General features: G+C 71.2%; 21 protein-coding genes. 6 read left to right on the top strand and 15 right to left on the bottom strand.

Translation table 11 applies throughout. The features are described from left to right. Nucleotides 1-220 precede the first annotated feature (220 nt). From ACFVU7_RS01615 to ACFVU7_RS01605, 3 genes are all read left to right on the top strand, one after another. Nucleotides 221-541: a carboxymuconolactone decarboxylase family protein gene (locus ACFVU7_RS01615; RefSeq protein WP_387926670.1), complete on the top strand. Its 321-nt coding sequence runs from the start codon at nt 221-223 to the stop codon at nt 539-541. Nucleotides 542-613: 72 nt separating this feature from the next. After that, on the top strand, nt 614-1048 hold the full coding sequence (locus tag ACFVU7_RS01610) for a cupin domain-containing protein (protein WP_387926672.1): 435 nt from the start codon (nt 614-616) through the stop codon (nt 1046-1048). Further along, nucleotides 1045-1902, top strand: coding sequence for an aldo/keto reductase (locus tag ACFVU7_RS01605; protein ID WP_387926674.1), 858 nt, complete (start codon nt 1045-1047; stop codon nt 1900-1902). Before ACFVU7_RS01610 ends, ACFVU7_RS01605 begins: the two co-directional genes overlap by 4 nt. A gap of 200 nt (nt 1903-2102) precedes the next feature. On the opposite strand, the gene ACFVU7_RS01600 is transcribed toward ACFVU7_RS01605, so the two are convergent. The 3 genes from ACFVU7_RS01600 to ACFVU7_RS01590 form a co-directional block, all read right to left on the bottom strand. After that, nucleotides 2103-3089, bottom strand: a complete 987-nt coding sequence (locus ACFVU7_RS01600) for a hypothetical protein (RefSeq protein WP_387926676.1) — start codon at nt 3087-3089, stop codon at nt 2103-2105. A gap of 129 nt (nt 3090-3218) precedes the next feature. Further along, a complete protein-coding gene (locus tag ACFVU7_RS01595) occupies nt 3219-3608 on the bottom strand; it encodes a hypothetical protein (RefSeq protein ID WP_387926678.1) in 390 nt (129 codons plus the stop codon). A 297-nt stretch (nt 3609-3905) separates the two neighbouring features. Beyond that, a complete protein-coding gene (locus ACFVU7_RS01590; protein WP_388043701.1) occupies nt 3906-4853 on the bottom strand; it encodes a sensor histidine kinase in 948 nt (315 codons plus the stop codon). A gap of 84 nt (nt 4854-4937) precedes the next feature. On the opposite strand from ACFVU7_RS01590, the gene ACFVU7_RS01585 reads away from it, so the two are divergent. Continuing rightward, the gene (locus ACFVU7_RS01585) at nt 4938-5828 is read left to right on the top strand and encodes a helix-turn-helix domain-containing protein (protein ID WP_388043699.1); all 891 of its coding nucleotides are present in this window, start codon (nt 4938-4940) and stop codon (nt 5826-5828) included. Nucleotides 5829-5871: 43 nt separating this feature from the next. On the opposite strand, the gene ACFVU7_RS01580 is transcribed toward ACFVU7_RS01585, so the two are convergent. Together ACFVU7_RS01580 and glnA are read right to left on the bottom strand one after the other, a co-directional pair. Beyond that, complete coding sequence (locus ACFVU7_RS01580) at nt 5872-7128, bottom strand: Shedu anti-phage system protein SduA domain-containing protein (RefSeq protein ID WP_388043697.1); 1257 nt, start codon at nt 7126-7128, stop codon at nt 5872-5874. Nucleotides 7129-7766: 638 nt separating this feature from the next. After that, a complete protein-coding gene (gene glnA, locus ACFVU7_RS01575; RefSeq protein WP_049656821.1) occupies nt 7767-9179 on the bottom strand; it encodes a type I glutamate--ammonia ligase in 1413 nt (470 codons plus the stop codon). Nucleotides 9180-9454: 275 nt separating this feature from the next. Between glnA and ACFVU7_RS01570 the strand changes: the two genes are divergently transcribed. Then, nucleotides 9455-9922, top strand: coding sequence for an RDD family protein (locus tag ACFVU7_RS01570; protein ID WP_074000874.1), 468 nt, complete (start codon nt 9455-9457; stop codon nt 9920-9922). A gap of 101 nt (nt 9923-10023) precedes the next feature. Here ACFVU7_RS01570 and ACFVU7_RS01565 read toward each other — a convergent pair whose 3' ends face one another. From ACFVU7_RS01565 to ACFVU7_RS01535, 7 genes are all read right to left on the bottom strand, one after another. Further along, nucleotides 10024-10713 carry a DUF4191 domain-containing protein gene (locus tag ACFVU7_RS01565; protein WP_049656816.1) on the bottom strand — a complete coding sequence of 230 codons (690 nt, stop codon included), beginning with the start codon at nt 10711-10713 and terminating at the stop codon, nt 10024-10026. Nucleotides 10714-10822: 109 nt separating this feature from the next. Next, nucleotides 10823-11056, bottom strand: a complete 234-nt coding sequence (locus tag ACFVU7_RS01560; protein ID WP_074000875.1) for a hypothetical protein — start codon at nt 11054-11056, stop codon at nt 10823-10825. 274 nt (nt 11057-11330) lie between these two features. Then, nucleotides 11331-12284, bottom strand: a complete 954-nt coding sequence (lipA, locus tag ACFVU7_RS01555) for a lipoyl synthase (protein WP_049656812.1) — start codon at nt 12282-12284, stop codon at nt 11331-11333. A 238-nt stretch (nt 12285-12522) separates the two neighbouring features. Continuing rightward, nucleotides 12523-13293, bottom strand: coding sequence for a lipoyl(octanoyl) transferase LipB (gene lipB, locus ACFVU7_RS01550; RefSeq protein ID WP_049656811.1), 771 nt, complete (start codon nt 13291-13293; stop codon nt 12523-12525). Between the two features lie 149 nt (nt 13294-13442). After that, on the bottom strand, nt 13443-15383 hold the full coding sequence (locus tag ACFVU7_RS01545) for a helix-turn-helix domain-containing protein (RefSeq protein ID WP_388043696.1): 1941 nt from the start codon (nt 15381-15383) through the stop codon (nt 13443-13445). A gap of 67 nt (nt 15384-15450) precedes the next feature. Beyond that, entirely contained in the window at nt 15451-16830 is a 1380-nt protein-coding gene (locus tag ACFVU7_RS01540; RefSeq protein WP_049659105.1) for an MFS transporter, read from the bottom strand. Nucleotides 16831-16983: 153 nt separating this feature from the next. After that, nucleotides 16984-17745 carry a 3-hydroxybutyrate dehydrogenase gene (locus ACFVU7_RS01535; RefSeq protein WP_049659106.1) on the bottom strand — a complete coding sequence of 254 codons (762 nt, stop codon included), beginning with the start codon at nt 17743-17745 and terminating at the stop codon, nt 16984-16986. A 368-nt stretch (nt 17746-18113) separates the two neighbouring features. On the opposite strand from ACFVU7_RS01535, the gene ACFVU7_RS01530 reads away from it, so the two are divergent. Then, nucleotides 18114-20036 carry a regulator gene (locus tag ACFVU7_RS01530; protein WP_388043694.1) on the top strand — a complete coding sequence of 641 codons (1923 nt, stop codon included), beginning with the start codon at nt 18114-18116 and terminating at the stop codon, nt 20034-20036. Between the two features lie 71 nt (nt 20037-20107). Here ACFVU7_RS01530 and ACFVU7_RS01525 read toward each other — a convergent pair whose 3' ends face one another. The 3 genes from ACFVU7_RS01525 to ACFVU7_RS01515 all read right to left on the bottom strand — a co-directional run bounded on the left by ACFVU7_RS01525 (nt 20108) and on the right by ACFVU7_RS01515 (nt 24254). Continuing rightward, the gene (locus ACFVU7_RS01525) at nt 20108-21334 is read right to left on the bottom strand and encodes a cation:proton antiporter (protein WP_049659880.1); all 1227 of its coding nucleotides are present in this window, start codon (nt 21332-21334) and stop codon (nt 20108-20110) included. Nucleotides 21335-21528: 194 nt separating this feature from the next. Beyond that, entirely contained in the window at nt 21529-22860 is a 1332-nt protein-coding gene (locus tag ACFVU7_RS01520) for an FAD-dependent oxidoreductase (protein WP_388043692.1), read from the bottom strand. 488 nt (nt 22861-23348) lie between these two features. Continuing rightward, nucleotides 23349-24254 (bottom strand): TIGR01777 family oxidoreductase, encoded by a 906-nt coding sequence (locus ACFVU7_RS01515; RefSeq protein ID WP_074000879.1) that lies wholly within the window; start codon nt 24252-24254, stop codon nt 23349-23351. Nucleotides 24255-24278 lie beyond the last annotated feature (24 nt).

The raw sequence follows: 24278 nt of genomic DNA, 5'->3' as shown, positions 1-24278 counted from the left end.
TTCCACGCTAGACCGGACGGCGCAGACGTGGGGGGTCCTGCCAGTACCTGTAACAGCAGGCCCTTCTCCACCTTGGTGACCTGCGGTTTCCTCGATACCAGAGGCCGCAGGCGCCGCCCGGACCGGTCAGCACCCGGGTCGCAGCGGCTGCTGCGGACCCGGCACCGACACACCGTGGACCTATCCGGCCCACGCCGCCCGATCAAGGAGTCACCCCGTTATGCCGAAGCAGTCCGCGCCCCAGGCGCTTGCCGCAATCGCCCCGAAGCTGGTCGAGGTCACCAACGAGGTCCTCTTCGGTGACGTCTGGGAGCGTCCCGGGCTCTCCCCCCGCGATCGGAGCCTGGTGACCGTGAGCGTGCTGGCGGCGCTGTACCGCAGCGAGCAGCTCGGTTACCACCTGGGCGTCGCCCTGGACAACGGGCTGAGCGTGGAGGAGTTGTCCGAGGCGATCACGCACCTGGCGTTCTACGCCGGATGGCCCAACGCGATGACCGCGATCACGCAGCTGAAGAAGATCGCCGACGAACGCTCCGCCTGACCCTTACCGCGAGCGACACATCGACAGCCCGCACGGCCGATAGAGCCTGCCGGGCCGAAAGGAGAGAACGCCATGACCGACAGCGGATTCGATCAGATCTTCCCCCTCGGGGAGACGAACGACGCCTACGCGCAGTACTTCACCGGCCAGAGCTACCTGGCCCCGCTCGCCTCGGGGAGCGTTCCCGTCAGCAACGTCTCCTTCGAGCCGGGCTGCCGCAACAACTGGCACATCCACCACGGCAGCGCCGGGGGCGGCGACCAGATCCTGCTGTGCACGGCGGGCAGCGGCTGGTACCAGGCCGAGGGAGAGGAGGTCGTCAGCATGGGGCCGGGAACGGTGGTCCGCGTCCCCGCGGGCACCAAGCACTGGCACGGCGCGAAGGCCGACTCGTGGTTCTCCCACATCGCCTTCATCACGCCGGGCGAGGACGTCAGCAACGAATGGCTGGAGCCCGTCACCGACGAGGCGTACGGGAAGCTGCCGAAGAGCGGAGCGAACGCATGAGCATCCTGAACGAGACCTACACCCTGGCGGGCGGCGTCGAGATCCCCAAGCTCGGGCTCGGCACCTGGTTCATCGACGACGACAAGGCGGCCGATGCGGTCCGCGCGGCCGTCCGGACCGGCTACCGCAACATCGACACCGCCCAGGCATACGGCAACGAGCGCGGCGTCGGCGAAGGCGTGCGCACCTCGGGAGTGCCCCGCGAGGAGCTGTTCGTCTCGACCAAGCTCGCCGCCGAGATCAAGGACTACGACCAGGCGCTCGCCGCGATCGACAGCTCTCTGGAGAAGCTGGGCCTGGACCGCGTCGACCTGATGCTGATCCACAGCCCGCAGCCGTGGGACGACTTCCGCGGCGGCGACTACGCCCAGGGCAACCGCGAGGCGTGGCGTGCCCTGGAGGACGCCCACCGGGCCGGCAAGATCCGGTCCATCGGCGTCTCCAACTTCCAGCAGCACGACCTGGAGAACATCCTTGAGGGCGCGAGCGTCGTCCCGCACGTGAACCAGCTGCTCGTGCACGCCGGCAACACCCCCTCCGACCTGCTGGCCTACTGCAAGAGCAAGCAGATCCTCGTCGAGGCGTACTCGCCGATCGCCCACGGCGCGATCCTCAAGAACGCCGAAGTCCAGGCGATGGCACAGAAGTACGGCGTCTCCGTCCCCCAGCTGTGCATCCGCTACACCCTGCAACTGGGCACGGTATCGCTGCCGAAGACGGTCAACCCCGAGCACATGCGCGCCAACGCCGAGGTCGACTTCGAGATCTCCGGCGACGACATGGACGTCCTGCGTGAGCTGCGCGACGTGGACTACGGCGAGCACAGCGCCTTCCCGGTCTACAGCGGCAGGTGACACCGGGCGAACACCACCTCGCGCAGGCACGAGTCGCGGTCGACGGGCAAGACGCTGCCCGACGTCGACCAGGGTGGAGAGGTGTAGGTCATCAGCTGCTGCGTTGAGGTCGGTCCCGACGTCGGCTGAACCGCGGTCGGGAGGGCGGTGTTCCTCCCGAAGTGGAGCAGGTCATGAGGGGCCGGTGGTTGCCTCCCAGGTCATGTGTCGCCACTTCGGCTTGGCGGTGTGGCTTCCGGACGCGGCTGAGGTGCGAGTTCTTCTGGGGCGGGCATCGGGAGCAGCTGTGGCCTGCGGTGGAGGAGCGGAAGCCACCTGAGTTGCTGGCGAACGAACCGCTGAGCTTTGAACAGCCACCAGCAGCGAGCCCAACGCGGCCCGTTGCGCAGCTCGGCGTAGCGCACCACGGCCTCCTCGGTGGTGGTGCGAACCCAGAGTGGGCGGCCCACGATGATCCGTTGGGCCCCCTGTAGGTCGTCGGTGAGGTTCCATCGGGATTCGGTGAGCACGACGTCCGTGTAGACCTCGGCCATGAGTTCGCACGCCTCCGCGTGGAGGATCGTACGGCCGCGGGTCTCCGGATGCCCTGGCTGCGAATTGGGCAACCAGCCCTCTTCGAGCGCGATCCTCAGCACCTCGACGGAGAGGGCCTCAGGGTCGTCCCACTGCGATGTGTTGACCTGGCCCCGGGTCTCCAGGAGTTCCTGCACCGCGAAGTAGGCCGAGGAGTACCAGCCACCGGTGAAGCTGTCGAGCGGTCCGCTGCCGTGGAGGTTGTCCAAGCTGCCGAACAGGCAGAGGTCGACCCGCTGGCCGGCGCGGTTGGTGGTTTGGAGGTGGACGAGAAGGCCGTCGTTCTTGGCATAGTGGATCATCTTCGAGAGATTCACCCGGCCGACAGTCCAGACCCACGCGGCCTTCGGCGTTTGGTCGAGGGCTTCGGTTGCTTCCGAGCCCATCGCCTCCTTGATCCGTTCAGCTTCCTCCGATCGGTTGCGGGTCTTCCTCTCGCTGCCGCTGAAAGCCCCCTGGAGCTGAGCCGATACCGGAAGGTGCGAAACCGTCGCGCTGACGTTGGCCTGGAGTCGTGAGTTCCTCCCCAGGTCCACGCCGTTGTCCTCCGCGAGCGATTGGATGGCTCGATCGGACCAATAGAGGAACCTGCCCGAGATCCTGGCCTTGCCCATGATGTTTCCTTTCCGGCTCGCCACGTGGTCTGCCCTGGCTACCGGAGAGTCGGGCCCGGAACAATCATGCTGCGCGGCCTTGCTACCGCAAAACGACGACCGCATGGCCGGAGGACGCCCGAGGTTGACCTAGCTGGCCGGCCGCTGCCATGCAAAGCGCGAGCTGCGGAACGCATGGATCGAGCACGCGGCGTACTGGCGTGCGGCCCGAGTCGCCGCCTGTCGGGACATGGCCTTTCCGTCTTCGGTGAAGATGGCGCCCTCCGTACGGTCGCCGATGGCCTCCCGGAGGAGGACCGATGCACTTTCCGGGATGAGCATCTCGGTCAGCCCGGTCTTAGAAGCGCCAGCGGTGGACAACGTGGTGTCGGTCGCGTCCCGGACGTCGAGGGAAAGGAAGTCCGTGAGGTTGAACTTGACCTCCGCGAGCAGCACCCACAGAGCGCGGTGAGCGACAGGGATGGTCGAGTCCGAGATCAACTCGTCGAACCGCTGGGGGGTGATGGTGTCGAGGTGCACGGTCAGCTCCTTGGTTACGTTCCGTGATAGTTGGGGTGGGCGAGGGCGCGCTGCTGCCCGCAGGCTCGCAGCGCTGTCCGACCCGGCTTGGTACCTGCGAGGGGGCCGTGGGCCTGCGATACTGATGGGGCCGCCGGCCAGCCGAGCAGTGGGGCGATCGGCGGCGGCCAGAAGGCCAGCGGATCGCCTCGCAGCACGGAATCGGCACACATGAGGCCGAGAAACGCGGAGAGGTTGCGAGAGCCCCAGAGAGGCATTCTCGCAGGTCACCGGCCAAGTGGCCGAAGTTTGCGCAGGTCAGAGGCTTGCCCGCCGAAAACTTGTAAAGCGGGGGTCGTCGGTTCGAACCTGACAGGGGCTCCGCGCAGAACGGGAAGTGCCGGTCCGACGGGTGTCGGTGGCCAGGGCGCCGCCGTCGGGATGGTTGGCGAAGGTCAGGGTGGCGCCGATGACGCGGGCGTGGCCGGTGGCGATGGTGAGGCCGTGGCCGCGGCCGCGTTCGGGGGCGTTGGTGCGGAAGCGCCGGGGGGCGTGCCGGAGGAGGTCCTCGGGGTAGCCGGGGCCGTGGTCGCGGACGGTGATCCGCGGGCCGTCGACGTGCAGGTGCACCGGGCCGGCGCCGTGGCGGTGGGCGTTGAGGATCAGGTTGCCGAGGATGCGGTCCAGCCGGCGCAGGTCGGTGCGGACCTGCCGGTCGGCGGTGATCTCGACGGTGACGTCCAGGCCGATGAGGGTGACGGTGCGGCGGGCCGCGCGCTCCAGGGGGACGGCGGAGAGGTCGGGGGACTCGGCGTGGGCGTCCAGGCGGGAGACCTCCAGCAGGTCCTCGACCAGGCCGCGCAGGGCCTGGACCCGGTTCTGCACGAGCTGGGTGGGGCGGCCGGGCGGCAGGGGTTCGGCGGTGACGAGGCCGGTGAGCGGGGTGCGCAGTTCGTGGGCGACGTCCGCGGTGAAGCGCTGCTCGTCGGCGAGGCGGCGGTGCAGGGTGCGGGACATCAGGTCGACGGCGGCGGCAAGGTCGGCGACCTCGTCCTTGCCGTCGACGAGTTCGCCGATCCGGGTGTCCGTCCCGCTGGCCGCGATGCCGCGGGCGGCGGTGGCCGCGGTGCGCAGCCAGCGGCTGATCCGGTCGGCGACGAGCACGCCGGCCAGCCCTCTCGCACTGCCCGGCCCGCGCCGAACCGCCGCGTTGAGCCCGTCGACCAGCGCCAGGCCCCGGCCCAGCGTCCGTTCGGTAGCCAGCACCTACTGCTTACTCGTGGGTGGCTCGTTCGATGCGCGCAGACGCCGGTGTCAGACGCTAAAAATCCGTAGTTAGAGGCCCTTAGCATGCGTTCTGAGCGACGCACAGAGCCTTCTGCGGAGCGTTCCAGGGCAGTAACGCCGGACGGCCTTGCTTCCTTGCCATCAGGGCCCTGGGGCAGGAGGCAAGATCGATGCCCAACGAGCCCCGCCCTGACAAGGAGGACGAAGTTGAGGAACACGACAGGACCGGCCCGCGGACCGAAGAACCTTGGACTCGCCCGACTTCAGAACTGGTTGATTACTGAGCGGAATCGATCTGGCCTCACGCTTTACGCTCTGTCTCGAAGGACCGGCTACTCAGTCAGCACGCTCTCGCGTACCTGCCACGGCGACAAGGTGCCGACCATCTGGGTCGTCATGTCATTCGCTGCAGGCTGCGGCTCTGACCAGGATGAGACGTTCAGGCTCTGGGCGAGGGCAGAGGTGTACCAGGGCGGGGGGTGCCAGACTCCCCGGCCGGAACTGATCAGCACCGCCGCTGAACTTCGAGAGGGGCTGCGGCGGCTCTATCGGCTTGCTGGCAGCCCACCTCCTCGGTTCCTGGAGCTGCGGGCACAGGAGATGGGGCTCTCGCTTCCACGAAGCACGCTCAGCGACCTGCTCGGCGGCGTGAGCGCCCCGCGGGAATCTACAGTGCTTGCCTTGATCCGTGTCCTCGGTCACAGCGAGAAGCAAACCAGCAAGTGGCTGGAAGCCTGGCAGCGATCACGCCAGATCCGACGTCCCCCAAGGGCCCTACTGGACATGCCTCCCCAGATCTCAGGTCTCGCGCAGTATCGAGTTGAAGATCTCTACCGAGAACTGATGGCGCTGGGCGCCTCAGTTGACGAAGCGGCTCGTGCTCTTGAAAGCAGCATTCGAGACGTAGGGGAGCGGTTTCACTGGGCCGTTGCTTTCGGCAGCTCCCCGCGTTGACATTCAGGTAGCTGATGTCCGCCGATGTCTATCGGCAATGCGGCTACCGGGACGTTTCTTCGAATCTCAGGGCGCGCTCGGCCGAGTCGAGTAGATCCGCATATGTCAGTACTTGAATCCGGCTAAGGTGCGAGTTGTATGAGCGAATCGTTTGGTCGATTTGCTCCCTGGTTGCGCGATCTGTTATCGCCCTCTCCTGGAATCCGATTACAACTGTTCCGCGAGCGCGTCGATAGTCGTAGTTGAGGCCAAGTTCATTATTGTGCAGAGTTCTAAGGGCTGCCCCCATCTCGTCAATTGTGCGAAGGTAGTTCATGCACTGGCTGACCGCTTCATGGACAGCGCTTGTCACGATTAGATGATTTTCCCTTGCGCGCCGAACGAGCGGGGCTTCGGGGCCCTTGAGCTCAATGATGTGCAGGCTTCCATCCGAACATACCAGAGGAAAATCATGCTCGTCCAGGTTCATTAGATCACGTCTGGCAGCCACTCCAGTGTACTGGCCTCCGAATAGCCAGTAGTGGCCTCCCATTGCCTTATGCATGGCGGTTTCACTGGCATCTGGTTGGAGGGCGAGATCGCGTAGCTCTGCGACCAGCATGCGGCGGCGCCGGACTACTGCCATCTCGGCCGCTGCTAGTCCTGTTGGCGTTGAGGTGAAGCCGGTCATGACATCGGCAATGTCATCTCGATGCGAGAGAGCCTCACCAAAGGAGGCAGAGGACATGCCACCCTGATCCTGGGCGTAACTTAGCGCAGAGACTCTGCTGACAATATCTGAAAGGAAATCTTCGACTCCCATATCCCAGCAAGGCTCTTCCGGCATGGAATCGCCATCGGGCGTGGAGGTGACGTAGCAAATCCCGTCGTAGACCCTATCTTTCAATAGTCGCCCGAAGAAGCCGGCAAAGCGGTCTCGGTAGGATATTCCGTTCATCTTTGATGGGAATCCGGCCACAGCTGACGTGGCCTTCACCGGCCTTCTCGACTCCGGGCAGTCCTCAAGGATAAAGAGGAGGCCGAGATGCGGCTGAAGATCCTTCAGGCCAGACCTCTCGTACTGGCGCCTGACATCCAGAGCCTGTTCGGTGATCTCCTGGATTCGGTTCCTGAAATTGTTCCCGAAGGATGGCCCTGCGGCTGATTTGATATATATGGCCGCGAGCGGGAAGCCATCGCGAGAAATGATGATATCCCAGCCGCCGCTGACGCCCCCGTAGAGCCCGGGAAGGCCGAGCTTCGGCCCACTTTCGATCCATTGTGGTGGAACTCCGGAGCCACAAGATCGGCGACGAGGCACTGCGTTATCTGCCGGAGCGCATGCCCCTGTTTCACGTAGGCATCTCGGCTCCACTCCAGGCGCCTTGCTTGCCAGACGTCCTTGAGGGCGCTTACGACCGAGTCCAGCATGAGGCGCTCCTGTGTTCTCCGAAGGCTGCTTGAAGGCTATCGCTCTGGTCGGACAGCGGTGGCCCTGGCAGTGGCCGGAGCCCGTCAGGGGTATTGCCGCACGGCCGACCATTGATGGTCTGGGCTGGCGGGCAGCTCGAAAAGCAGCAGGAAAGGCGGAGAGTGCCGACGGTCGGGATGCTGGGGACTCAACTGAAATGGCAGCATCCGCATGGGCCGAGGTCGGTCCCGCAGAGGGCGGGTGTCCGGCCGGCCTCCGGAGGACGCTCGGCGTGGTCCGGGTAAGCCCGAGTGGTCACCCTGACGCATGGTCCACAGGAGCAGGGGCCGTCACAATCGGTTAGGAGTGTGACGGCCCCTACTCCGCCCGGCAAGGCTGACTTGCCGTCAGCTATCGGCGTCGCCATTTCACACTCATTTCACATGAGGGCGAGGACGAGCGAGTGACGGCGAGAGCTCATGAGAGACGTTTTCGCAGGTCAGAGGCCATAAAATGGCCTCTTGGCCAAGTGGCCCATGGAGGCCGATCTAGAGGTCGTAGTAGAGCTCGAACTCGTGGGGGTGGGGGCGGAGGGCGATCGGGGCGATCTCGTTGGTGCGCTTGTAGTCGATCCAGGTCTCGATGAGGTCCGGGGTGAAGACGTTGCCGGCGAGGAGGTACTCGTGGTCGGCTTCCAGGGCCTCCAGGACGGCGGGGAGGGAGGAGGGGACCTGGGGGACGTTGGCGTGCTCCTCGGGGGCCAGCTCGTAGAGGTCCTTGTCGACGGGCTCCAGCGGCTCGATCTTGTTGCGGATGCCGTCGAGGCCGGCCATCAGCATGGCGGCGAAGGCCAGGTAGGGGTTGGAGGCCGGGTCCGGGGCGCGGAACTCGATGCGCTTGGCCTTGGCGTTGGAGCCGGTGATCGGGATGCGGATCGCGGCGGAGCGGTTGCGCTGCGAGTAGACCAGGTTGACCGGTGCCTCGAAGCCCGGCACCAGGCGGTGGTAGGAGTTCACCGAGGGGTTGGTGAAGGCCAGCAGCGAGGGGGCGTGCCGCAGCAGGCCGCCGATGTAGTAGCGGGCGGTGTCGGAGAGTCCGGCGTAGCCCTGCTCGTCGTAGAAGAGCGGCGAGCCCTCGGTCCACAGGGACTGGTGGACGTGCATGCCGGAGCCGTTGTCGCCGAAGATCGGCTTCGGCATGAAGGTGGCGGTCTTGCCGTTCCGCCAGGCGACGTTCTTGATGATGTACTTGAACAGCATCAGGTCGTCGGCGGCGTGCAGCAGGGTGTTGAACTTGTAGTTGATCTCGGCCTGGCCGGCGGTGCCGACCTCGTGGTGCTGGCGCTCGACCTCCAGTCCGGCCTTGGCGAGCTCCAGCGACATCTCGGCGCGCAGGTCGGCGAAGTGGTCGACCGGCGGGACGGGGAAGTAGCCGCCCTTGTACTTGACCTTGTAGCCGCGCACGTCGCCCTCGGCGGCGCCGCTGTTCCAGGCGCCGGCCTCCGAGTCGATGTGGTAGAAGGACGCGTTGGCGCTGGTCTCGAAGCGGACCGAGTCGAAGACGTAGAACTCGGCCTCGGGTCCGAAGTACGCGGTGTCGGCGATGCCGGAGGAGGCCAGGTAGGCCTCGGCCTTCCTGGCGACGTTGCGCGGGTCGCGGCTGTAGGCCTCGCCGGTGACCGGGTCCTGGATGAAGAAGTTGATGTTGAGGTGCTTCTCGGCCCGGAAGGGGTCGAGGCGGGCGGTGGCGAGGTCCGGCACCAGGGCCATGTCGGACTCGTGGATGGCCTGGAAGCCGCGGATCGACGAGCCGTCGAACATCAGGATCTCGGACGGGTCGAAGGTCGCCGCAGGTACGGAGAAGTGCTGCAAGACGCCCGGCAGGTCGCAGAACCGGACATCGACGAACTTCACGTCGTTGTCCTGGATGTACTGCTTCACTTCGGCGGCGTTGTTGAACATCCATCCTCCTCGGCGTGCGAATTGGGCTCACCATAGGAATGGGTCGTTTCCAGCCGGTGACCCGCTCGTTTCCTAGATGTTAACCACGGTCGCCTCGCGGGCGGCAAAGATGTACGGGACGGTACAAATCGCCCCGCCCAGCTGCGCACCCTTCCGCAAGTGGTCTGGACCACTTGGAAGGGCGCCGGGATGACGATTCACCCGGTCGGGGGTGATGCCCCGGCCGGAGGGGAGCCGGTGGCGGTGCGACCCGTCAGCCCGGTTAGTGTGGATTCGTGGACACCAGAGAAGCGTTGGGATCGTGGATCGACGGCCCCCGGGCGGCCGCCGAGAAGATGGGCGCCGACTTCGGCCACCGCGGCGAGCGCCTCGGGCTGCCCAAGGAGGGCCCCGGCTCGATCGCCGGCCCCGGCCGCCGGATCGGTGCGCTGTTCGTGGACGGCTGGCTCGTCGCCCTGATCTCGTACGGGCTGATCGCCCGCGGCGACCAGGCCGAGGCCAACCTGTGGACCAGCCCGCTGTACTTCCTCGTCGCGGCCCTGATGCTGTCCACCACCGGCACGACGGTCGGCAAGCGGCTGTTCGGCCTCCGGGTGGTCCGGCTGGACGGCCGCCGCGCGACCATCCCGCAGGTCCTGCTGCGCACCCTGCTGCTCTGCCTGGTGGTGCCGCCGCTGGTCTGGGACCGCGACACCCGCGGCCTGCACGACAAGGCGGTCGGCACGGTCGAGGTCCGCATCTAGCACGGTCCGGACAAGCCCGGCAGCAGATGCCGGACGATGCCGAAACGGCCCCGCTGAGGATTCAGCGGGGCCGTTCTCGTGTCGTGAGGGGCGGGGGAGGGTCAGCGGGCCTGGCCGCCCTTGGGCATCCGGGCGCCCTTCGGCATCGGACCCTTGGGGATCGGCGCCTTGGAGAGCAGGTCGCCCAGCGCGCGCAGGCGGTCGTTGGTCTCGGTGACCTGGGCGGCGGTGATGGCGCGGGGCAGGCGCATCAGGTGGATCTGGAGCTTCTTCAGCGGGATCTCGCCCTCGCCGTTGCCCACCACGATGTCGTGCACCGGCACGTCGCCGACCACACGGGCCATCTTCTTCTTCTCGGAGGCCAGCAGCTGGCGGACCCGGTTCGGGTTGCCCTCGCCGATCAGCGCGATGCCGGCCCGGCCCACGGCGCGGTAGACCGCGTCCTGGCTACGGGTGACCGCGACCGGGGTGCTGTTGGAGCTCCAGCCGCGCCGGATGTTGTTCAGCACCGCCGCGACGGCGCCCGGCTGCCCCTCCATCTGCCCGAACGCGGCGCGCTCGGCCCGGCGCCCGAAGACGATCGCCATGGCCAGCACGGCCACGATGAAGCCCAGGATGCCCAGGTAGACGGGATGCTCGATCGCGAAGCCGATGGCGAGGAACACGCCGAAGGTCAGCAGGCCGACGCCGGCGATGATCAGGCCGATCTTGGTGTCGACCTTCTTGGTCATGGTGTACGCCAGACGGATCTGCTTCAGCCGTCCGGGGTTCTCGGATGTTTCCCTCGCCATAACGCTCATGGTACGTGGCACGGGTACGGGATATCCAAGCCCGGGTACCCGTTCGCCCCAACCGTGACCCGCGCGCCGGTGCGCCGTCGCGCACAGCGACGCCGGGGGCTCACTTCCGTGGCGTGGAACGGGTCCGTGGCGCGGGACGGCCCGGGGGCGTGGAGAGGGGCTGCGGCGTGGTCCGGGCCGCCTCCGCGTCGTCGTGCCGGCGGTCCGCCGCGTACCGGCGGTTCTCGCACACCGCCGCCCACGCGTTGCGGCGCGCGTGCTGTTGGCCGGGGGCCAGCAGGACGCTCTCGGCGTACCGCAGTGCCACTCCGACCGATCGGATCCGCATCCGCATGCCGAACAGCTCCTCTCCGGGCTGATGGGGGCCGAGCCGGCCGAGCCGGGTGAGACGGCCGTGGTGACCGAGCCGGCCGTGGTGGCCGAGAAGAATCGAACGCTCACCAGGCGTCCAGCGTCCCCACCCCGTGTTACCAGCCCGTGACCAGGCCGTCAAAGCGTGGTGAAACCGAAAGGGCGGAGCCGAAGCTCCGCCCTTTCCCTGGCTTGAACAGCACGGCCGGACCGAACGGTCCGACCGGCCCGATCGGACCGAACCGGTCAGGAGACCGTCAGACCGCGGCCTGCTCGCGCCGCTCCAGCGCCTGCCGGTACAGCCGGCCGGCCCGGTACGAGGACCGCACCAGCGGGCCCGACATGACGCCCGCGAAGCCCAGCTCCTCGGCCTCCTGCTGGAGCTCGACGAACTCCTGCGGCTTCACCCAGCGCTCCACGGGGTGGTGGCGCAGCGAGGGGCGCAGGTACTGGGTGATGGTGATCAGCTCGCAGCCGGCGCCGACCAGGTCGGCCAGCGCCTGGCTGACCTCCTCGCGGGTCTCGCCCATGCCGAGGATCAGGTTGGACTTGGTCACCAGCCCGGCCGCGCGGGCCTGGGTGATGACGTCCAGCGAGCGCTCGTAGCGGAAGGCCGGGCGGATCCGCTTGAAGATCCGCGGCACCGTCTCGACGTTGTGCGCGAGCACCTCGGGGCGGGAGGAGAAGACCTCGGCCAGCTGCTCGGGCACCGCGTTGAAGTCGGGGATGAGCAGCTCGACGCCGGTGCGGCCGGCCGCGCGGTCGGCGGTCATCGCGTGCACCTGGCGCACGGTCTCGGCGTACAGCCAGGCGCCGCCGTCCTCCAGGTCGTCGCGGGCGACGCCGGTGATGGTGGCGTAGTTGAGGTCCATGGTGACGATGGACTCGGCGACCCGGCGCGGCTCGTCGCGGTCGAACTCGGCGGGCTTGCCGGTGTCGATCTGACAGAAGTCGCAGCGGCGGGTGCACTGGTCACCGCCGATGAGGAAGGTCGCCTCGCGGTCCTCCCAGCACTCGAAGATGTTGGGGCAGCCGGCCTCCTGGCAGACCGTGTGCAGCCCCTCCTTCTTCACCAGCGACTGGAGGGCGTTGTACTCCGGGCCCATCTTCGCGCGGGTCTTGATCCACTCGGGCTTCCGCTCGATGGGGGTCTCGCTGTTGCGGACCTCCAGGCGGAGCAGCTTCCTGCCGTCGGGCGCGACAGCGGACACGTGCGACTCCTAGAACTAGACGGGGTACCCCCAGGGTACGCCTGTGGTTGTACGGCCTTCGTCGGGCCTGTTGCCCTGCAATCGCAGGGCAACATGGCTACCGGTCGGTAGATTCCCAGCGGCCGCCGGGATTTCCGACGGCCGTCAGGACAGCGGGGCGGACGGCCGTCGGGGCGGACGGCCGCCAGGACGCATCAGGGCAGGTGCTCGGCGGTGCGCCGGAGCCGGGCGGCGGGGCTCAGCGGCTGAGCGCCGGCTCCGGCAGCTCGGCGAGGACGGCCGCCAGGTGCCGCTCGACCACCGGTGCCGCCTCGGCGGCGGACAGCCCGCGCCGCAGCTCGCCGGTGAGCGAGGCGACGCCCGCGTCCCGGATGCCGCACGGCACGATCTTGTCGAACCAGGTCATGTCCGGGTCGCAGTTGAGCGCGAAGCCGTGCATGGTGACCCCGCGGGCGACCCGCACGCCGATCGCGGCGAGCTTGCGGTCGTCCCCGCGCTGGCCGGCGTTGGAGGGCGCGTACTCGGGGCCGGCCAGGCGCGGGTCGATGCCCAGCGGCAGGCCCATCCGCAGGGTCAGCTTGCCGATGTCCACGACCTGCGCCGGGTCCACCACGGCGTCCGGGATGGACTCGCCCAGCACCCAGACCCCGCTGCGGCCCTCGACCCGGGTGGAGTCGATGCCGAACTCGCCGGCGGTGCGGATCAGCGCCTCCTCCAGCCGGCGGACGTAGGCGATGACGTCGATCGGGTCGGGCAGCTTGACGATCGGGTAGCCGACCAGCTGGCCGGGGCCGTGCCAGGTGATCTCCCCGCCGCGGTTGACCTCGACCACCGGCGTGCCGTCCAGCGGCAGGTCGGCGGGGTTGGTGCGCTTGCCCATGGTGTACACCGACTGGTGCTCCAGGAGCAGGACGGTGTCGGGGATCTCGTCCGCGACCCGCAGCGCGTGCAGCCGCTGCTGCTCCTCCCAGGCCTCCTGGTAGGGCACGGTCCGCTCACCTATGCCCATGCGAACAAAACGCACGTTCTCGCTCACCGCTGCCGCTCCTTGCCAGGCGTTCGAGACCAACCTCGCCACTGTACGCCCAGCCCGTCCGAACCCCTTCAGCCGCCTGCGGGCAGCGGCCCCGCCCAGCCCGAGCCCTACCCCGCCCCCGCTCAGCCCCCCGCGAGCAGCTGCAGCCGCAGCGCGAGCTGGAGCTCCAGCGACCGCTCCGGCTGGTTCCAGTCCCGCCCGAGCAGCGCCTCGACCCGGTCCAGCCGCTGGACCACGGTGTTCACGTGGACGTGCAGCTCGTCCTTGGCCCTGGTCAGGCTGCCGCCGCAGTCGAAGTAGGCGCGCAGGGTGCGGACCAGCTCGGTGCCGCGCCGGGCGTCGTAGGCCAGCAGCGGGCCGAGCGTCGCGCCGACGAAGCCGTCCACGTCGTGGCCGTCGCCGAGCAGCACGCCGAGGAAGCCGAGCGCCCGGGCGGAGGCGCCCTCCCCGGCCCGGCCGAGCACCCGCAGTGCCCGGAGGCAGCGCAGGCCCTCGCCGTAGGAGGCGGCCAGCGCGGGCGGCCCGGCCGCCGGGCGGCCCGCGCCGACGGTGACCGGGAACCCGGCCAGCCGGGCCAGCCGTTCGGCGGCCTGTCGGGCGGTCTCCTCGGGATCGCCGGCGCCGACCGCGCCGCCGCTGCCACTGCCGCCGCTGCCGCTCTCGACGGGCGTCAGCAGCACCACCGTCTCGGCGTGCTCGGCGCTGACGCCCCGGGAGCCGAACAGGTAGCGCCGGGCCGCCCCGGCCAGCCGTCCGCGCTCGTCGGTCTTCCCGTCGGCCGGCTCCGCGACCAGCACCAGGTGCGGCCGGGCGAGGTCGACGCCGAGCCGGCGGCCGCGGGCGGTGAGCCCGGCCGGGTCGCGCTCGGGGGCGGTCAGCAGGTCGGTGAGCAGGTCGCCGCGGATCCGGTTCTCGGTCTCGGCGACGGAGCGGCGCAGCAGCAGGAGCAGGGCGGTGACCACGCTGGCCCGCTCGAACAGCCGCCGGTCGGCGTCGTCGAGGTCGGGGCGGCCGCGCAGCACCATGGTGCCGAGCGCGTCGTGCCCGGCCAGCACCGCGCAGACCCACTGCTCGCGGTGGCGTACGGACCGGCCCTCGGCGCGGGAGGCGGCGACCGCCTCGGCGAGTTCGGCGGCGGGGGCGGAGCGTCCGGCCAGCGGCTCGCCCTCGGCGTCCAGGACCGCTATCTCCCCGCCCAGCAGGGCGGCGACGGCGGCGGCGACGTCCGGGACCTCGGCGCCGCGCAGCACCAGGTCGGTGAGCCGGTCGTGGGCCTGCTCGGCGCGCTGGACGGCGGCGGAGTGGGCCCGGACCAGCTCGTTGGCGGCGTTCAGCTCGGCGAGCGCGGCCCGGGTGTCGGCCAGCGACTTGGCGGTGTCCAGGGCGATCGCGGCGTGCGCGGCCAGCGAGCAGAGCAGCGCGACCTCGTCGGGGGAGAAGGCGCGCGGCGAGCGGTCGGCGGCGAACAGGACGCCGATGACCTGCCCGCCGAGCAGCAGCGGCACCCCGATGATCGCCACCAGGCCCTCGTCCAGCACGCCCGCGTCGATCGTGCCGGTGTGGTGGAAGCGCTCGTCGGTGCGGTAGTCGGGGGTGGCGTACGGGCGGGCGGTCTGGGCGACCAGCCCGCCCAGGCCGTGGCCGAGGCTGAGCCGCAGGGTCTGGAACAGGACGGAGACCGAGCCGTCGGTGACCCGCATGTAGGTGTCCCCGGCGGCCTCGTCCGGCAGGGTCAGGTAGGCGGTGTCGGTGCCGAGCAGCATCCGGGCCCGGCGGACGATCGCCTGGAGCACGGTGTCCAGGTCCCGGGAGGCGGCGAGGTCCCCGGCGGTGTCGAACAGGGCGGTCAACTCGGCTTCGCGGCGCCGGTGTTGACGCAGGGTGCGGTGGACCCGCAGGGCCTGCCAGGTGGCGTCGTCGATCTCGGCGAGGACGGCGGCCGGCGCCCCGCGGCGGCGGGCGTCGGCCAGCACGTCGGCGAAGTCCTCGGTGGCGGCGCCGGAGGCGAGCAGGTCGAGCAGTCGCCGCAGCGCGGGCGCGGCGCTTTCCTGAGGGTGGTTCATGGTGCGTGCTGCCAATCGGCGTCGGTTCCGTCGGTTCCGAGAAAGCGCGATCGTACCGGCTCGGCCCTCAGACGACGGCGGGCCTTCCGGCCGCGGCGGCGTCCGGCTCCGGGCCGTCCTGGCCGGCCTGCCCCTCGACCTCCGCGAGGTCCAGGCCCCTGGTCTCCCGGCCGCAGAGCACCGCCAGGACGGTGACCGCCGCCGCGATGGCGACGTACACCGCGATGGGGGTGGCGCTGCCGTAGTCCTTGAGCAGTGCGGTGGCGATCAGCGGCGCCGGGGCGCCGGCCGCCACGGAGGAGAACTGGGCCCCGATCGAGGCGCCCGAGTACCGCATCCGGGTCGCGAACAGCTCGGAGAAGAAGGCGGCCTGGGGCGCGTACATGGCGCTGTGGAAGACCAGTCCGACGGTCACGGCGGCGAGCAGTGAGCCGAAGGACCTCGTGTCGACCAGGCCGAAGAAGACGAAGGCCCAGGCGCCCACCCCGACCGCGCCCACCAGGTAGACCGGCCTGCGCCCGACCCGGTCGGACAGCGCGCCGAACAGCGGGATCAGCGCGAACTGGATCGCGGAGGCGACCAGCACGGCGTTCAGCGCGGTCTGCTTGGAGAAGTGGGCGTGGTTGACGGCGTACACGAGCACGAACGTCGTCATCACGTAATAGGAGATGTTCTCCGCCATCCGCGCGCCCATGGCCACCAGCACCTCCCGCCAGTGGTTCCGCAACACCTCGACCAGCGGCGGCCGTTCGGGAGCCTTCCGGGACTGCTGCGCCGCCAGCGCCTGCTTGAACAGCGGCGACTCGTCCACCGCGAGCCGGATCCACATCCCGACCGCGACCAGCACCGCCGACAGCAGGAACGGCACCCGCCAGCCCCAGGCCAGGAACGCCGCGTCCGACTGCACCGCCGTCATCAGCGACAGCACCCCGGCCGCCAGCAGGTTCCCGGCCGGCGCCCCGCCCTGCGGCCAGGACGCCCAGAAGCCCCGCCGCCGCTGGTCCCCGTGCTCCGACACCAGCAGCACCGCGCCGCCCCACTCGCCGCCGAGCGCGAAGCCCTGCACCAGCCGCAGCACCGTCAGCAGCACCGGCGCCGCGACCCCGATCGAGTCGTACGTCGGCAGCAGCCCGATCGCCGTGGTCGAACCGCCCATCAGCAGCAGGCTCACCACCAGCAGCTTCTTCCGCCCCACCCGGTCCCCGAAGTGCCCGAACACCAGCGCCCCGAGCGGCCGCGCCGCGAAGCCGATCGCGTAGGTCAGGAAGGAGAGCAGCGTCCCGGTCAGCGGATCGCTGTGCGGGAAGAACAGCTTCCCGAACACCAGGGCCGCCGCCGTTCCGTACAGGAAGTAGTCATACCACTCGATCGTCGTGCCGATCAGGCTCGCAGCCACCACTCTCGGGAGTGAACTGCTCGCCGCCGTACCTCGTGCGGAGGTGCTCATGGCCACCACTTCCAGAACCAGGGGGGAGACGATGTCGCCACAAGGTAGGAAGCGGCCGACCCCGGGACTATGTGGGCGGCCCACACAGTCCCGGGGTCGAATGTGCCCGCTCTCCCTATGAGAGGGATGGCCGGACCACGGAGCGCCCGCCGCTCAGTGCGCCGTCCAGCCGCCGTCGACGGGGAGGCTGGCGCCGGTGATGTACGAGGAGGCGGGGGAGCAGAGCCAGAGGGCGAGCTGGGCGACCTCGTCGGGTTCGATGAGGCGCTTCACGGCGGTGCGGTCGAGCATGATCCGCTCGACCACCTCGTCCTCGGGGATGCCGTGGGCGAGCGCCTGGGCGGCGATCTGCTTCTCCACCAGGGGGGTCCGGACGTAGCCCGGGTTGACGCAGTTGCTGGTGACGCCGTACGGCGCGCCCTCCAGGGCGACGGTCTTGCTCAGGCCCTCCAGCGCGTGCTTCGCGGTGACGTACGCGGACTTGAACGCGCTGGCGCGCAGGCCGTGGACGGAGGAGATGTTGACGACCCGGCCCCACCCCTGCTCGTACATGTGCGGCAGGGTGCGGCGCAGGATGCGGAAGGGGGCCTCGACCATGACGCGCTGGATGAGGGTGAAGCGGTCGGGCGGGAACTCGTGCACGGGGGCGACGTGCTGGAGGCCCGCGTTGTTGACGACGATGTCGGCGTCGTCCGGGAGGGCGTCCACGGCCCCGGGGTCGGCGAGGTCGGTGACGATCGCGCGGCCGCCGATCCGCTCGGCGAGCTCCTCGGCCGGGCCGGCCGCGAGGTCGACGACGTAGACCCGGGCGCCGGCCCCGGCGAAGGCCTCGGCGCAGGCTCGGCCGATGCCCGAGGCGGCCCCGGTGACCATGGCCGTGCGCCCGGCGAGCGGGCGGGCAGTAGAGGTGTCCATGGCCCAGAACGGTAGGAATCCGGCGGCCCCGCTCCCATGTGGCGGGCCGCCACAGCATCCCGCCGGTCTGTGGCGTTGTCCGCCATGACGGCGACCCGCGGCCCGAACGGCGGATCGACCCTCGGAGAGGCCCTCGGAGAGGCCCCCGGAACCACCGACGGTTCGGCTACGGAAGACCAAACCCCTCCCGGCTCCGCTTCCCCACAATGGGCGCGGTTGCTTCACCCGTTCGGTGGATTGCTCGGTCAGATCCACCCATAGCGCCCGAATGCTCGCTACATTCACGCCGATTCCCGACAGGGGGCGCCGCCCCAGGCCGCCGAAGTGCTGGTGAGGCCCGGTGCGACGTCCGAGAGGTGTTGACAGACATGCCCCAACGGCCTGCAACCGACAGCCCGGCGTACGGACCGCTCGACCCGCTCGGCCAGCACCGAGGTCCGGTCGGCCGGACCCTTCCGGACGCCCCCGACGCCCTGACCGCCGACGCCATGACCGCCGACACGCTGACGGCCGACGCCATGACCGCCGACGCGTCGACCACCGACACGTTGACCGCCGACGCCCCGGACGCCGACGACCTGCGGCTGCCGGTGCAGGCCACACCCGACCGGCACGAGAACCCCGTCGCGCCCGCCCCGGCCCGCGGCGCCGGCCACTCCGGCCCGGCCCCGCAGAACGGCCAGCTCGCGGCGCTGATCGAGGAGGCCGGCTTCTCGCACGCGGGCCTGGCCCGCCGGGTCGACCAGCTCGGCCTGGAGCACGGCCTCGACCTGCGCTACGACAAGACCTCGGTCACCCGCTGGCTGCGCGGCCAGCAGCCGCGCGGAGCCACCCCGGCGCTGATCGCCGAGGTCTTCACCCGCCGGCTCGGCCGCCGCCTCACCGCCCAGGACCTCGGCCTGGACGCCTGCGCCCCGGTCTACGCGGGCCTGGAGTTCGCCGAGACGCCGCAGGAGGCGGTGGACATCGTGGCGAGCATGTGGCGCAAGGACAACGGCCCGCAGTCCGAGCTGCGCCGGATCGCCTTCACCCCGGCCGGCCTGGTCGTCCCCAGCCGGGACTGGCTGATCGGCCGCACCGACGAGCGGGTCGCCCGGGACGGCTCCACCCTGGCCCGGCCGGACACCGCCACCGGTCCACCCTCCGGCAGCGCCACCTCCGCGGCCATCACCGGCGCCCCGGTGCCGGGTGCGCCCGGCGCGTCCCCCGGGAGCCCGTTGCGCGGCCCGGCCCCCGGCGTCCCCGGGGCCCCCACCGCGCGCAGCACCGCCGGGACGACCGGCACCGCCCCCACCATCGGCCGGGTGCCGATCCAGAGCCGCCGGCCGCCGGTCGCCGTCGAGCCGCCGTACACCGACCCGGCCCGCGAGTCCCGCCCCACCCTGCGGGTCGGCCGCGGCGACATCGCCGCCATCCGCGCCGTCGGCGACCTCTTCCGCGCGCTCGACCACGCCTACGGCGGCGGCCACGCCCGCCAGGCGCTGGTCCGCTACCTGGAGAGCGAGGCCGAGCCGATGCTGCGCGGCCGCTACGGCGAGCAGATCGGCCGGGCCCTGTTCGGCGCCGTCGCCGACCTCACCAGGCTGGCCGGCTGGACGTCCTTCGACATCGCCGCGCACGGCCTCGCCCAGCGCTACTTCGTCCAGGCGCTGCGCCTCTCCCAGGCCGCCGGGGACCGCGCGCTCGGCGGCTACGTGCTGGTGACGATGAGCCAGCAGGCCGTCCACCTCGGCCACGGCCGGGAGGCGGTCCAGCTCGCCAGGGTCGCCCAGCAGGGCGTGGGCACCGCCGTGCCGCCGGTCGTCCAGTCGCTGATGCACGCCGCCGAGGCGCGCGGGCACGGCCTGCTGGGCGACGTCCGGTCCTGCACCACCGCCCTGGTGCGCGCCGAGCGCGCCCTGGCGGCGGCCCGGACGGGCGACGAACTGCCCTCCTGGGCGCGGTACTTCGACGAGGCCCAGCTCTCCGACGAGTTCGCCCACTGCTACCGCGACCTCCAGCAGTGGCGGACGGCCGCGCAGCACGCCGAGAAGTCGCTGCGGCTGCGCTCGCCCGCCTACGCCCGCAGCCGGATCTTCTGCCGCCTGGTGCTGGCCACCGCCCGGCTCGGCATGGGGGACCTCGACGAGGCGTGCACCATGGCCACCGACGCGCTGCGGGCGGCGGGGGAGATGCGCTCGGCCCGCTCGCTGGAGTACGTCCGGGACTTCCACCGCCGCCTCACCCCCTACCGCGGCAGCCCGGTGGCCCGCGCCTTCGAGGAGACGGCCCGGCAGGCGGGAGTGATCTGAGCGCGGAGGTGAACTGACCGGCGGAGTGCGTGGGGACGGGCCTCACGCACCCGGCGTACGGAGGCCCGGGCCTACCAGCTCTCGGCCCGGACCCTCGGCTGATCCGCGTCGGCCGCCACCGGCGGCCGCGCGCCGCCGCGCACCCGCTGCGCCGCCAGCGGGAACACCAGCACCGACAGCATCCCGGCGCCGACCAGCGCCGCCGCGGTGGAGGACGGCAGGTGTCCGGCGTCCACCTCGATGGTGGTGATCACCACGACCAGCGGCAGCGCCGTCGCCCCGTACAGCGCGAGCGCCGCGCGGTCGCGCAGGCCGAGCCCGGCCGGGGCGAGCAGTGCGGCGGGCAGCCCCCGCACGGCCAGGAAGAGCAACAGGAACACCGGGACCAGCAGCAGCGTGCCCGGGTCGTCCAGCAGGGCGTCCAGGTCGAAGTTCATCCCGCTGACCACGAAGAACACCGGCACCAGGAAGCCGAAGCCGATGCCCTCCAGCTTGGCCTCGATCACCTCCTCCTCGGCCTGCCGGACGCCGGCCAGCAGCAGCCGGGAGACGATCCCGGCGACGAAGGCCCCGAGCAGCATGTCGAGGTCCAGCCAGAGCGCGGCGGCGACCATGGCGGCCAGCACCAGGATCACCGCGCGGATCGCGAACTGCCCGGAGGTGCGCAGGGTCCGTTCGATCAGCCGGGTGGTCCAGGCCGGGCGGGGCCGGCGCGCGCCGAACACGGCGAGCGCGGTGATCACCGCGAAGGCCCCGAGGATGACCGCCGTGCGGGCCGGGGAGTTGCCGCTGAGCAGGGCGGCGATCGCGATGATCGGCCCGAACTCGCCGACCGCCCCGGTGGCCATCACCAGGGAGCCGAAGGGCGTGGGCAGTTCACCGGAGTCGCGGAGGATCGGCAGGATGGTGCCGAGCGCCGTGGTGGTGAGCACCAGCCCGGCGAAGGCGCCGTCCAGCGGGTCCCGGTTGACCAGCGCGCCCACGCCGAGCCCGACGGCCACCGAGACCAGCCACGCGGTGCCCGCCCGTTTCAGCGGGCCGCCGCGCAGCTTGGCGAAGTCGATCTCGTAGCCGGCCAGGAACATCAGCATGGCCAGGCCGAACTGGGAGAGCGCGTCGACCAGGCCGTCGACGTGCGCCCAGCCCAGGACGTCCGGGCCGATCAGGACGCCGAGCACGATCTCGAACACGACGGTCGGGACGGCGATCCACCGCAGCAGCCGGTCGGCGAGCAGCGGGGCGGCCACGGCTGCGGCGGGGATCAGGATCAGGGTCAGCGGCTGGGCGGCGGCGCTCACCGCGCAACCGGCCGAACGGTCGAAACCATCCGATGAACGGTCAGAGCAGGCACCCCGGCATCCTGGCACGCCGTCGGTCTGTCACCCCGGCAGACCGCTGGTGTGTCCCGGTGCCCCGATGCGCTCCGGTGGTGGCAACGGCCGCCCCTGCCGCCCCGCCGCTCGGACCGCCCCGACGGCCACCCGTTCCGCCGTCAGGCCGCCGCCTCCGCCTCCCGGGCGTCCGCCGGGACGCCGAGGTCGCCCAGGACCGCCTGCGCCGCCCGCCGCCCGGAGACCAGCGCGCCCTGCACGGTGCTGGTGTCCCGGTGGTCCCCGGCGACGTACAGCCCGGCCAGCAGCCGCACCGGGCGGCGGGGGTTGTGCGGCGGCGGCATCGCGGGCAGCGCGTCCGGGACGTGCCGTACGCCGAGGAACTGCCAGCCCGAGGTCGGGACGTCGTACAGCTCGGTCAGCCGGGCCCGGACGGCCGGCTCCAGCCCGGCCGGGCCGCCCACGTCGAAGGCGCGCCGCCCGAGCACGGTGGTGGCGATCAGCGCCTGGCCGGTCGGGGCGTAGGACGGGTGCAGCTCGCTGAGCACCAGCGAGTGCGAGACCAGTGGCGGGTGCCCGTTCGGCCGGTCGCCGTCGAGCAGCAGGACGGCCTCGCCCAGCGGGGCGGTGTCGGCCGCGTGGTAGAAGGTCGTGACGGGGTGGAAGTCCGGCAGCCGCAGCCCGGGCAGCAGTCCGGTGGCGGAGCGGGCGTCGGTGGCGACGATGACGGCCTGGGCGCCGATCCGCCCGTGCGCGAGGGTCTCGACGCCGTCCGCGGCGATCGAGGTGACCTGCACCCGGGTGCGGACGGTTCCGGCGGGCAGGGCGGCGGCCAGCTGGGCCGGTACCGCTGCGATCCCACCGGCGGGCAGACAGAGCCGCCCGCGCGCGTACGAGCGCAGCACCAGGTCGGCGATCCGGCTGCTGGTGCCGAGGGCCGGATCGGAGAGCAGCGCGCTGAGCAGCGGGCGCAGGAAGCCGTCCACGGTGCGCTGGGCGAGGCCGTGGCCGGCCAGTGCGCGGGCGGCGGTGGTCTCCGGGCGGGCCTGGAGCCGGCCGACCGGGGTGGTGGCGAGCCGGCCGAGCCGGCCGGCCAGCCGGGCCTTGTCCAGCGGGCTGCCGAGCGGGGCCCGGGCGGCGGCCTGCCGGGCGACGGCGAGCTGGGGGTCCCCGGCGCGGTACCGGCGGCCGGCGCTGTGCACCAGCACGCCGGGCGCGAGCGGGCGCAGGTCGAGGCGGTCGAGGTCGAGCGTGCGGCGCAGCTCGGGGAAGGCGGTGTTCAGCAGGTGACTGCCGTCGTCGAGCCGGAATCCGTCCTGTTCGCGGGTGGCCATCCGGCCGCCGATCCGGTCGGTGGTCTCCAGGACCTGGACGTCGAGGCCGTGGCCGGTGAGCGCGCGGGCGGCGGCCAGGCCCGCGAGTCCGGCGCCGACCACGACGACGTCCGGGTCGGACGGCCGGCGGGCGCGGCGGGTGAAGTCGTACGTGGGCACTGGGGTGCTCCCTCCCTGGTCCCGGGGCTCCGGCCGACGCAGGCAGCGGGGTGCCGGGACACGGTCCGTGGAGGGTGATGCCCAGTCAGTACGAGCATCAGACAAGCGCATCGGGCCGGATCCGAGGGCCGGGGAGGGTTGTGCGGCACCGGGCGGGGGCGCGGTCACGGACAGTGCGCCGTGGCGGCCGGGTTCGGGGGTCGGCGGGCGCGTACGGTCACCGGGGGCGTGCGACGCGCCCACCATGTGCTCCCGTGCGCCCCCTCCTCGGGCCCCCTCGGGCCCGGCCCGGCATATGCCGCTGGCCAGGGTGGATGCCGCGGTCGGAGTACGCACGGCTCCGCACACCCCGCGCGCACACCCACGCGTCACATGCCCGCGCGCGCACCCATCCGTCACACCGCCGCGCGCACGCCCAGGCGTCGCGCCCCCGCGCGCACGCCCACTGGTCACATCGCCGCGAGCACCGCCGCACGCACGCCGGCCCGTCACATCGCCGCGAGCACCGCCGAGTACACGTCCGGGTGGGTGAAGCGGAAGCCCGCGTCCAGCAGCCGCCGCGGCACCACCCGATGGCTGCCGACCACCTCGACCGCCAGCTCGCCCAGCACCGCCTTGAGCACCGCCTCCGGCACCGGGAACGGCGTCGGCCGCCGCAGCGCCCGCCCGAGCGCGGTGGTCAGCTCGGCGTTGGTGGCCGGGTTCGGCGCGGTGAGGTTGAAGGCGCCGGAGAGGCCGTCGTGGTCGATCAGGAACCGCAGCGCGGCCACCTCGTCGTGCAGCGAGATGAAGCTCCAGTACTGCCGCCCGTTGCCGAGCCGCCCGCCGAGGCCCAGCTTGAACAGCGGGAAGAGCCGTCCGCCCGCCCCGCCGGCCGCGGACAGCACCATCCCGGTGCGGGGGTGGACGACCCGGATCCCGGCCCGTTCGGCCGGCCTGGCGGCGTCCTCCCACTCCCGGCAGACCTCGGCCAGGAAGTCGTCCCCGGCGGGGGAGTCCTCGTCGATCACCCGGTCGCCGGTCTGTCCGTACCAGCCGACCGCGGAGGCGCTCACCAGGACCTGCGGCGGCTCCTTGAGCGCGGCCAGGGCGACGGCCAGCGTCTCGGTGCCGTACGCCCGGCTCTCCCGGATCTCCCGCTTGTAGGAGTCCGTCCAGCGGCGGTCGCCGACCCCGGCGCCGGCCAGGTGCACCACGGCCTGGACTCCGGTCAGCCCGTCCCGCTCGACCTCGCCGAGCAGCGGGTTCCAGCCGATCGCCGTGCTGCCGTCCGGCCGGGGGCCGGTCTTCGAGCGGTGCCGGACCAGCCGGACCACCTCGTGGCCGTCCGCCAACAGGGAGCGGACGAGCGCCGAACCGATCAAACCCGTGGAACCCGTGACAGCGATGCGCATGCGCCCATCCTCGCAGCTCCCGCC

The sequence above is a fragment of the Kitasatospora sp. NPDC058046 genome (assembly GCF_042885595.1).
GTDB lineage: Bacteria > Actinomycetota > Actinomycetes > Streptomycetales > Streptomycetaceae > Kitasatospora.
Note: the sequence above shows the minus strand (reverse complement) of the source record. Positions and strands in the feature narration are given on the sequence as shown.

Bases quoted from the DNA above. Each gene is read 5' to 3' on its own strand.
- ACFVU7_RS01600 (WP_387926676.1), bottom strand. From the start codon at position 3,089: ATGGGCAAGGCCAGGATCTCGGGCAGGTTCCTCTATTGGTCCGATCGA.
- glnA (WP_049656821.1), bottom strand. From the start codon at position 9,179: ATGTTCAACAACGCCGCCGAAGTGAAGCAGTACATCCAGGACAACGAC.
- ACFVU7_RS01545 (WP_388043696.1), bottom strand. From the start codon at position 15,383: ATGAACCACCCTCAGGAAAGCGCCGCGCCCGCGCTGCGGCGACTGCTC.
- ACFVU7_RS01565 (WP_049656816.1), bottom strand. From the start codon at position 10,713: ATGGCGAGGGAAACATCCGAGAACCCCGGACGGCTGAAGCAGATCCGT.
- lipB (WP_049656811.1), bottom strand. From the start codon at position 13,293: ATGGGCATAGGTGAGCGGACCGTGCCCTACCAGGAGGCCTGGGAGGAG.
- ACFVU7_RS01540 (WP_049659105.1), bottom strand. From the start codon at position 16,830: ATGAGCACCTCCGCACGAGGTACGGCGGCGAGCAGTTCACTCCCGAGA.
- ACFVU7_RS01535 (WP_049659106.1), bottom strand. From the start codon at position 17,745: ATGGACACCTCTACTGCCCGCCCGCTCGCCGGGCGCACGGCCATGGTC.
- ACFVU7_RS01530 (WP_388043694.1), top strand. From the start codon at position 18,114: ATGCCCCAACGGCCTGCAACCGACAGCCCGGCGTACGGACCGCTCGAC.
- ACFVU7_RS01605 (WP_387926674.1), top strand. From the start codon at position 1,045: ATGAGCATCCTGAACGAGACCTACACCCTGGCGGGCGGCGTCGAGATC.
- ACFVU7_RS01615 (WP_387926670.1), top strand. From the start codon at position 221: ATGCCGAAGCAGTCCGCGCCCCAGGCGCTTGCCGCAATCGCCCCGAAG.
- ACFVU7_RS01585 (WP_388043699.1), top strand. From the start codon at position 4,938: ATGCGTTCTGAGCGACGCACAGAGCCTTCTGCGGAGCGTTCCAGGGCA.
- ACFVU7_RS01610 (WP_387926672.1), top strand. From the start codon at position 614: ATGACCGACAGCGGATTCGATCAGATCTTCCCCCTCGGGGAGACGAAC.
- ACFVU7_RS01515 (WP_074000879.1), bottom strand. From the start codon at position 24,254: ATGCGCATCGCTGTCACGGGTTCCACGGGTTTGATCGGTTCGGCGCTC.
- ACFVU7_RS01560 (WP_074000875.1), bottom strand. From the start codon at position 11,056: ATGCGGATGCGGATCCGATCGGTCGGAGTGGCACTGCGGTACGCCGAG.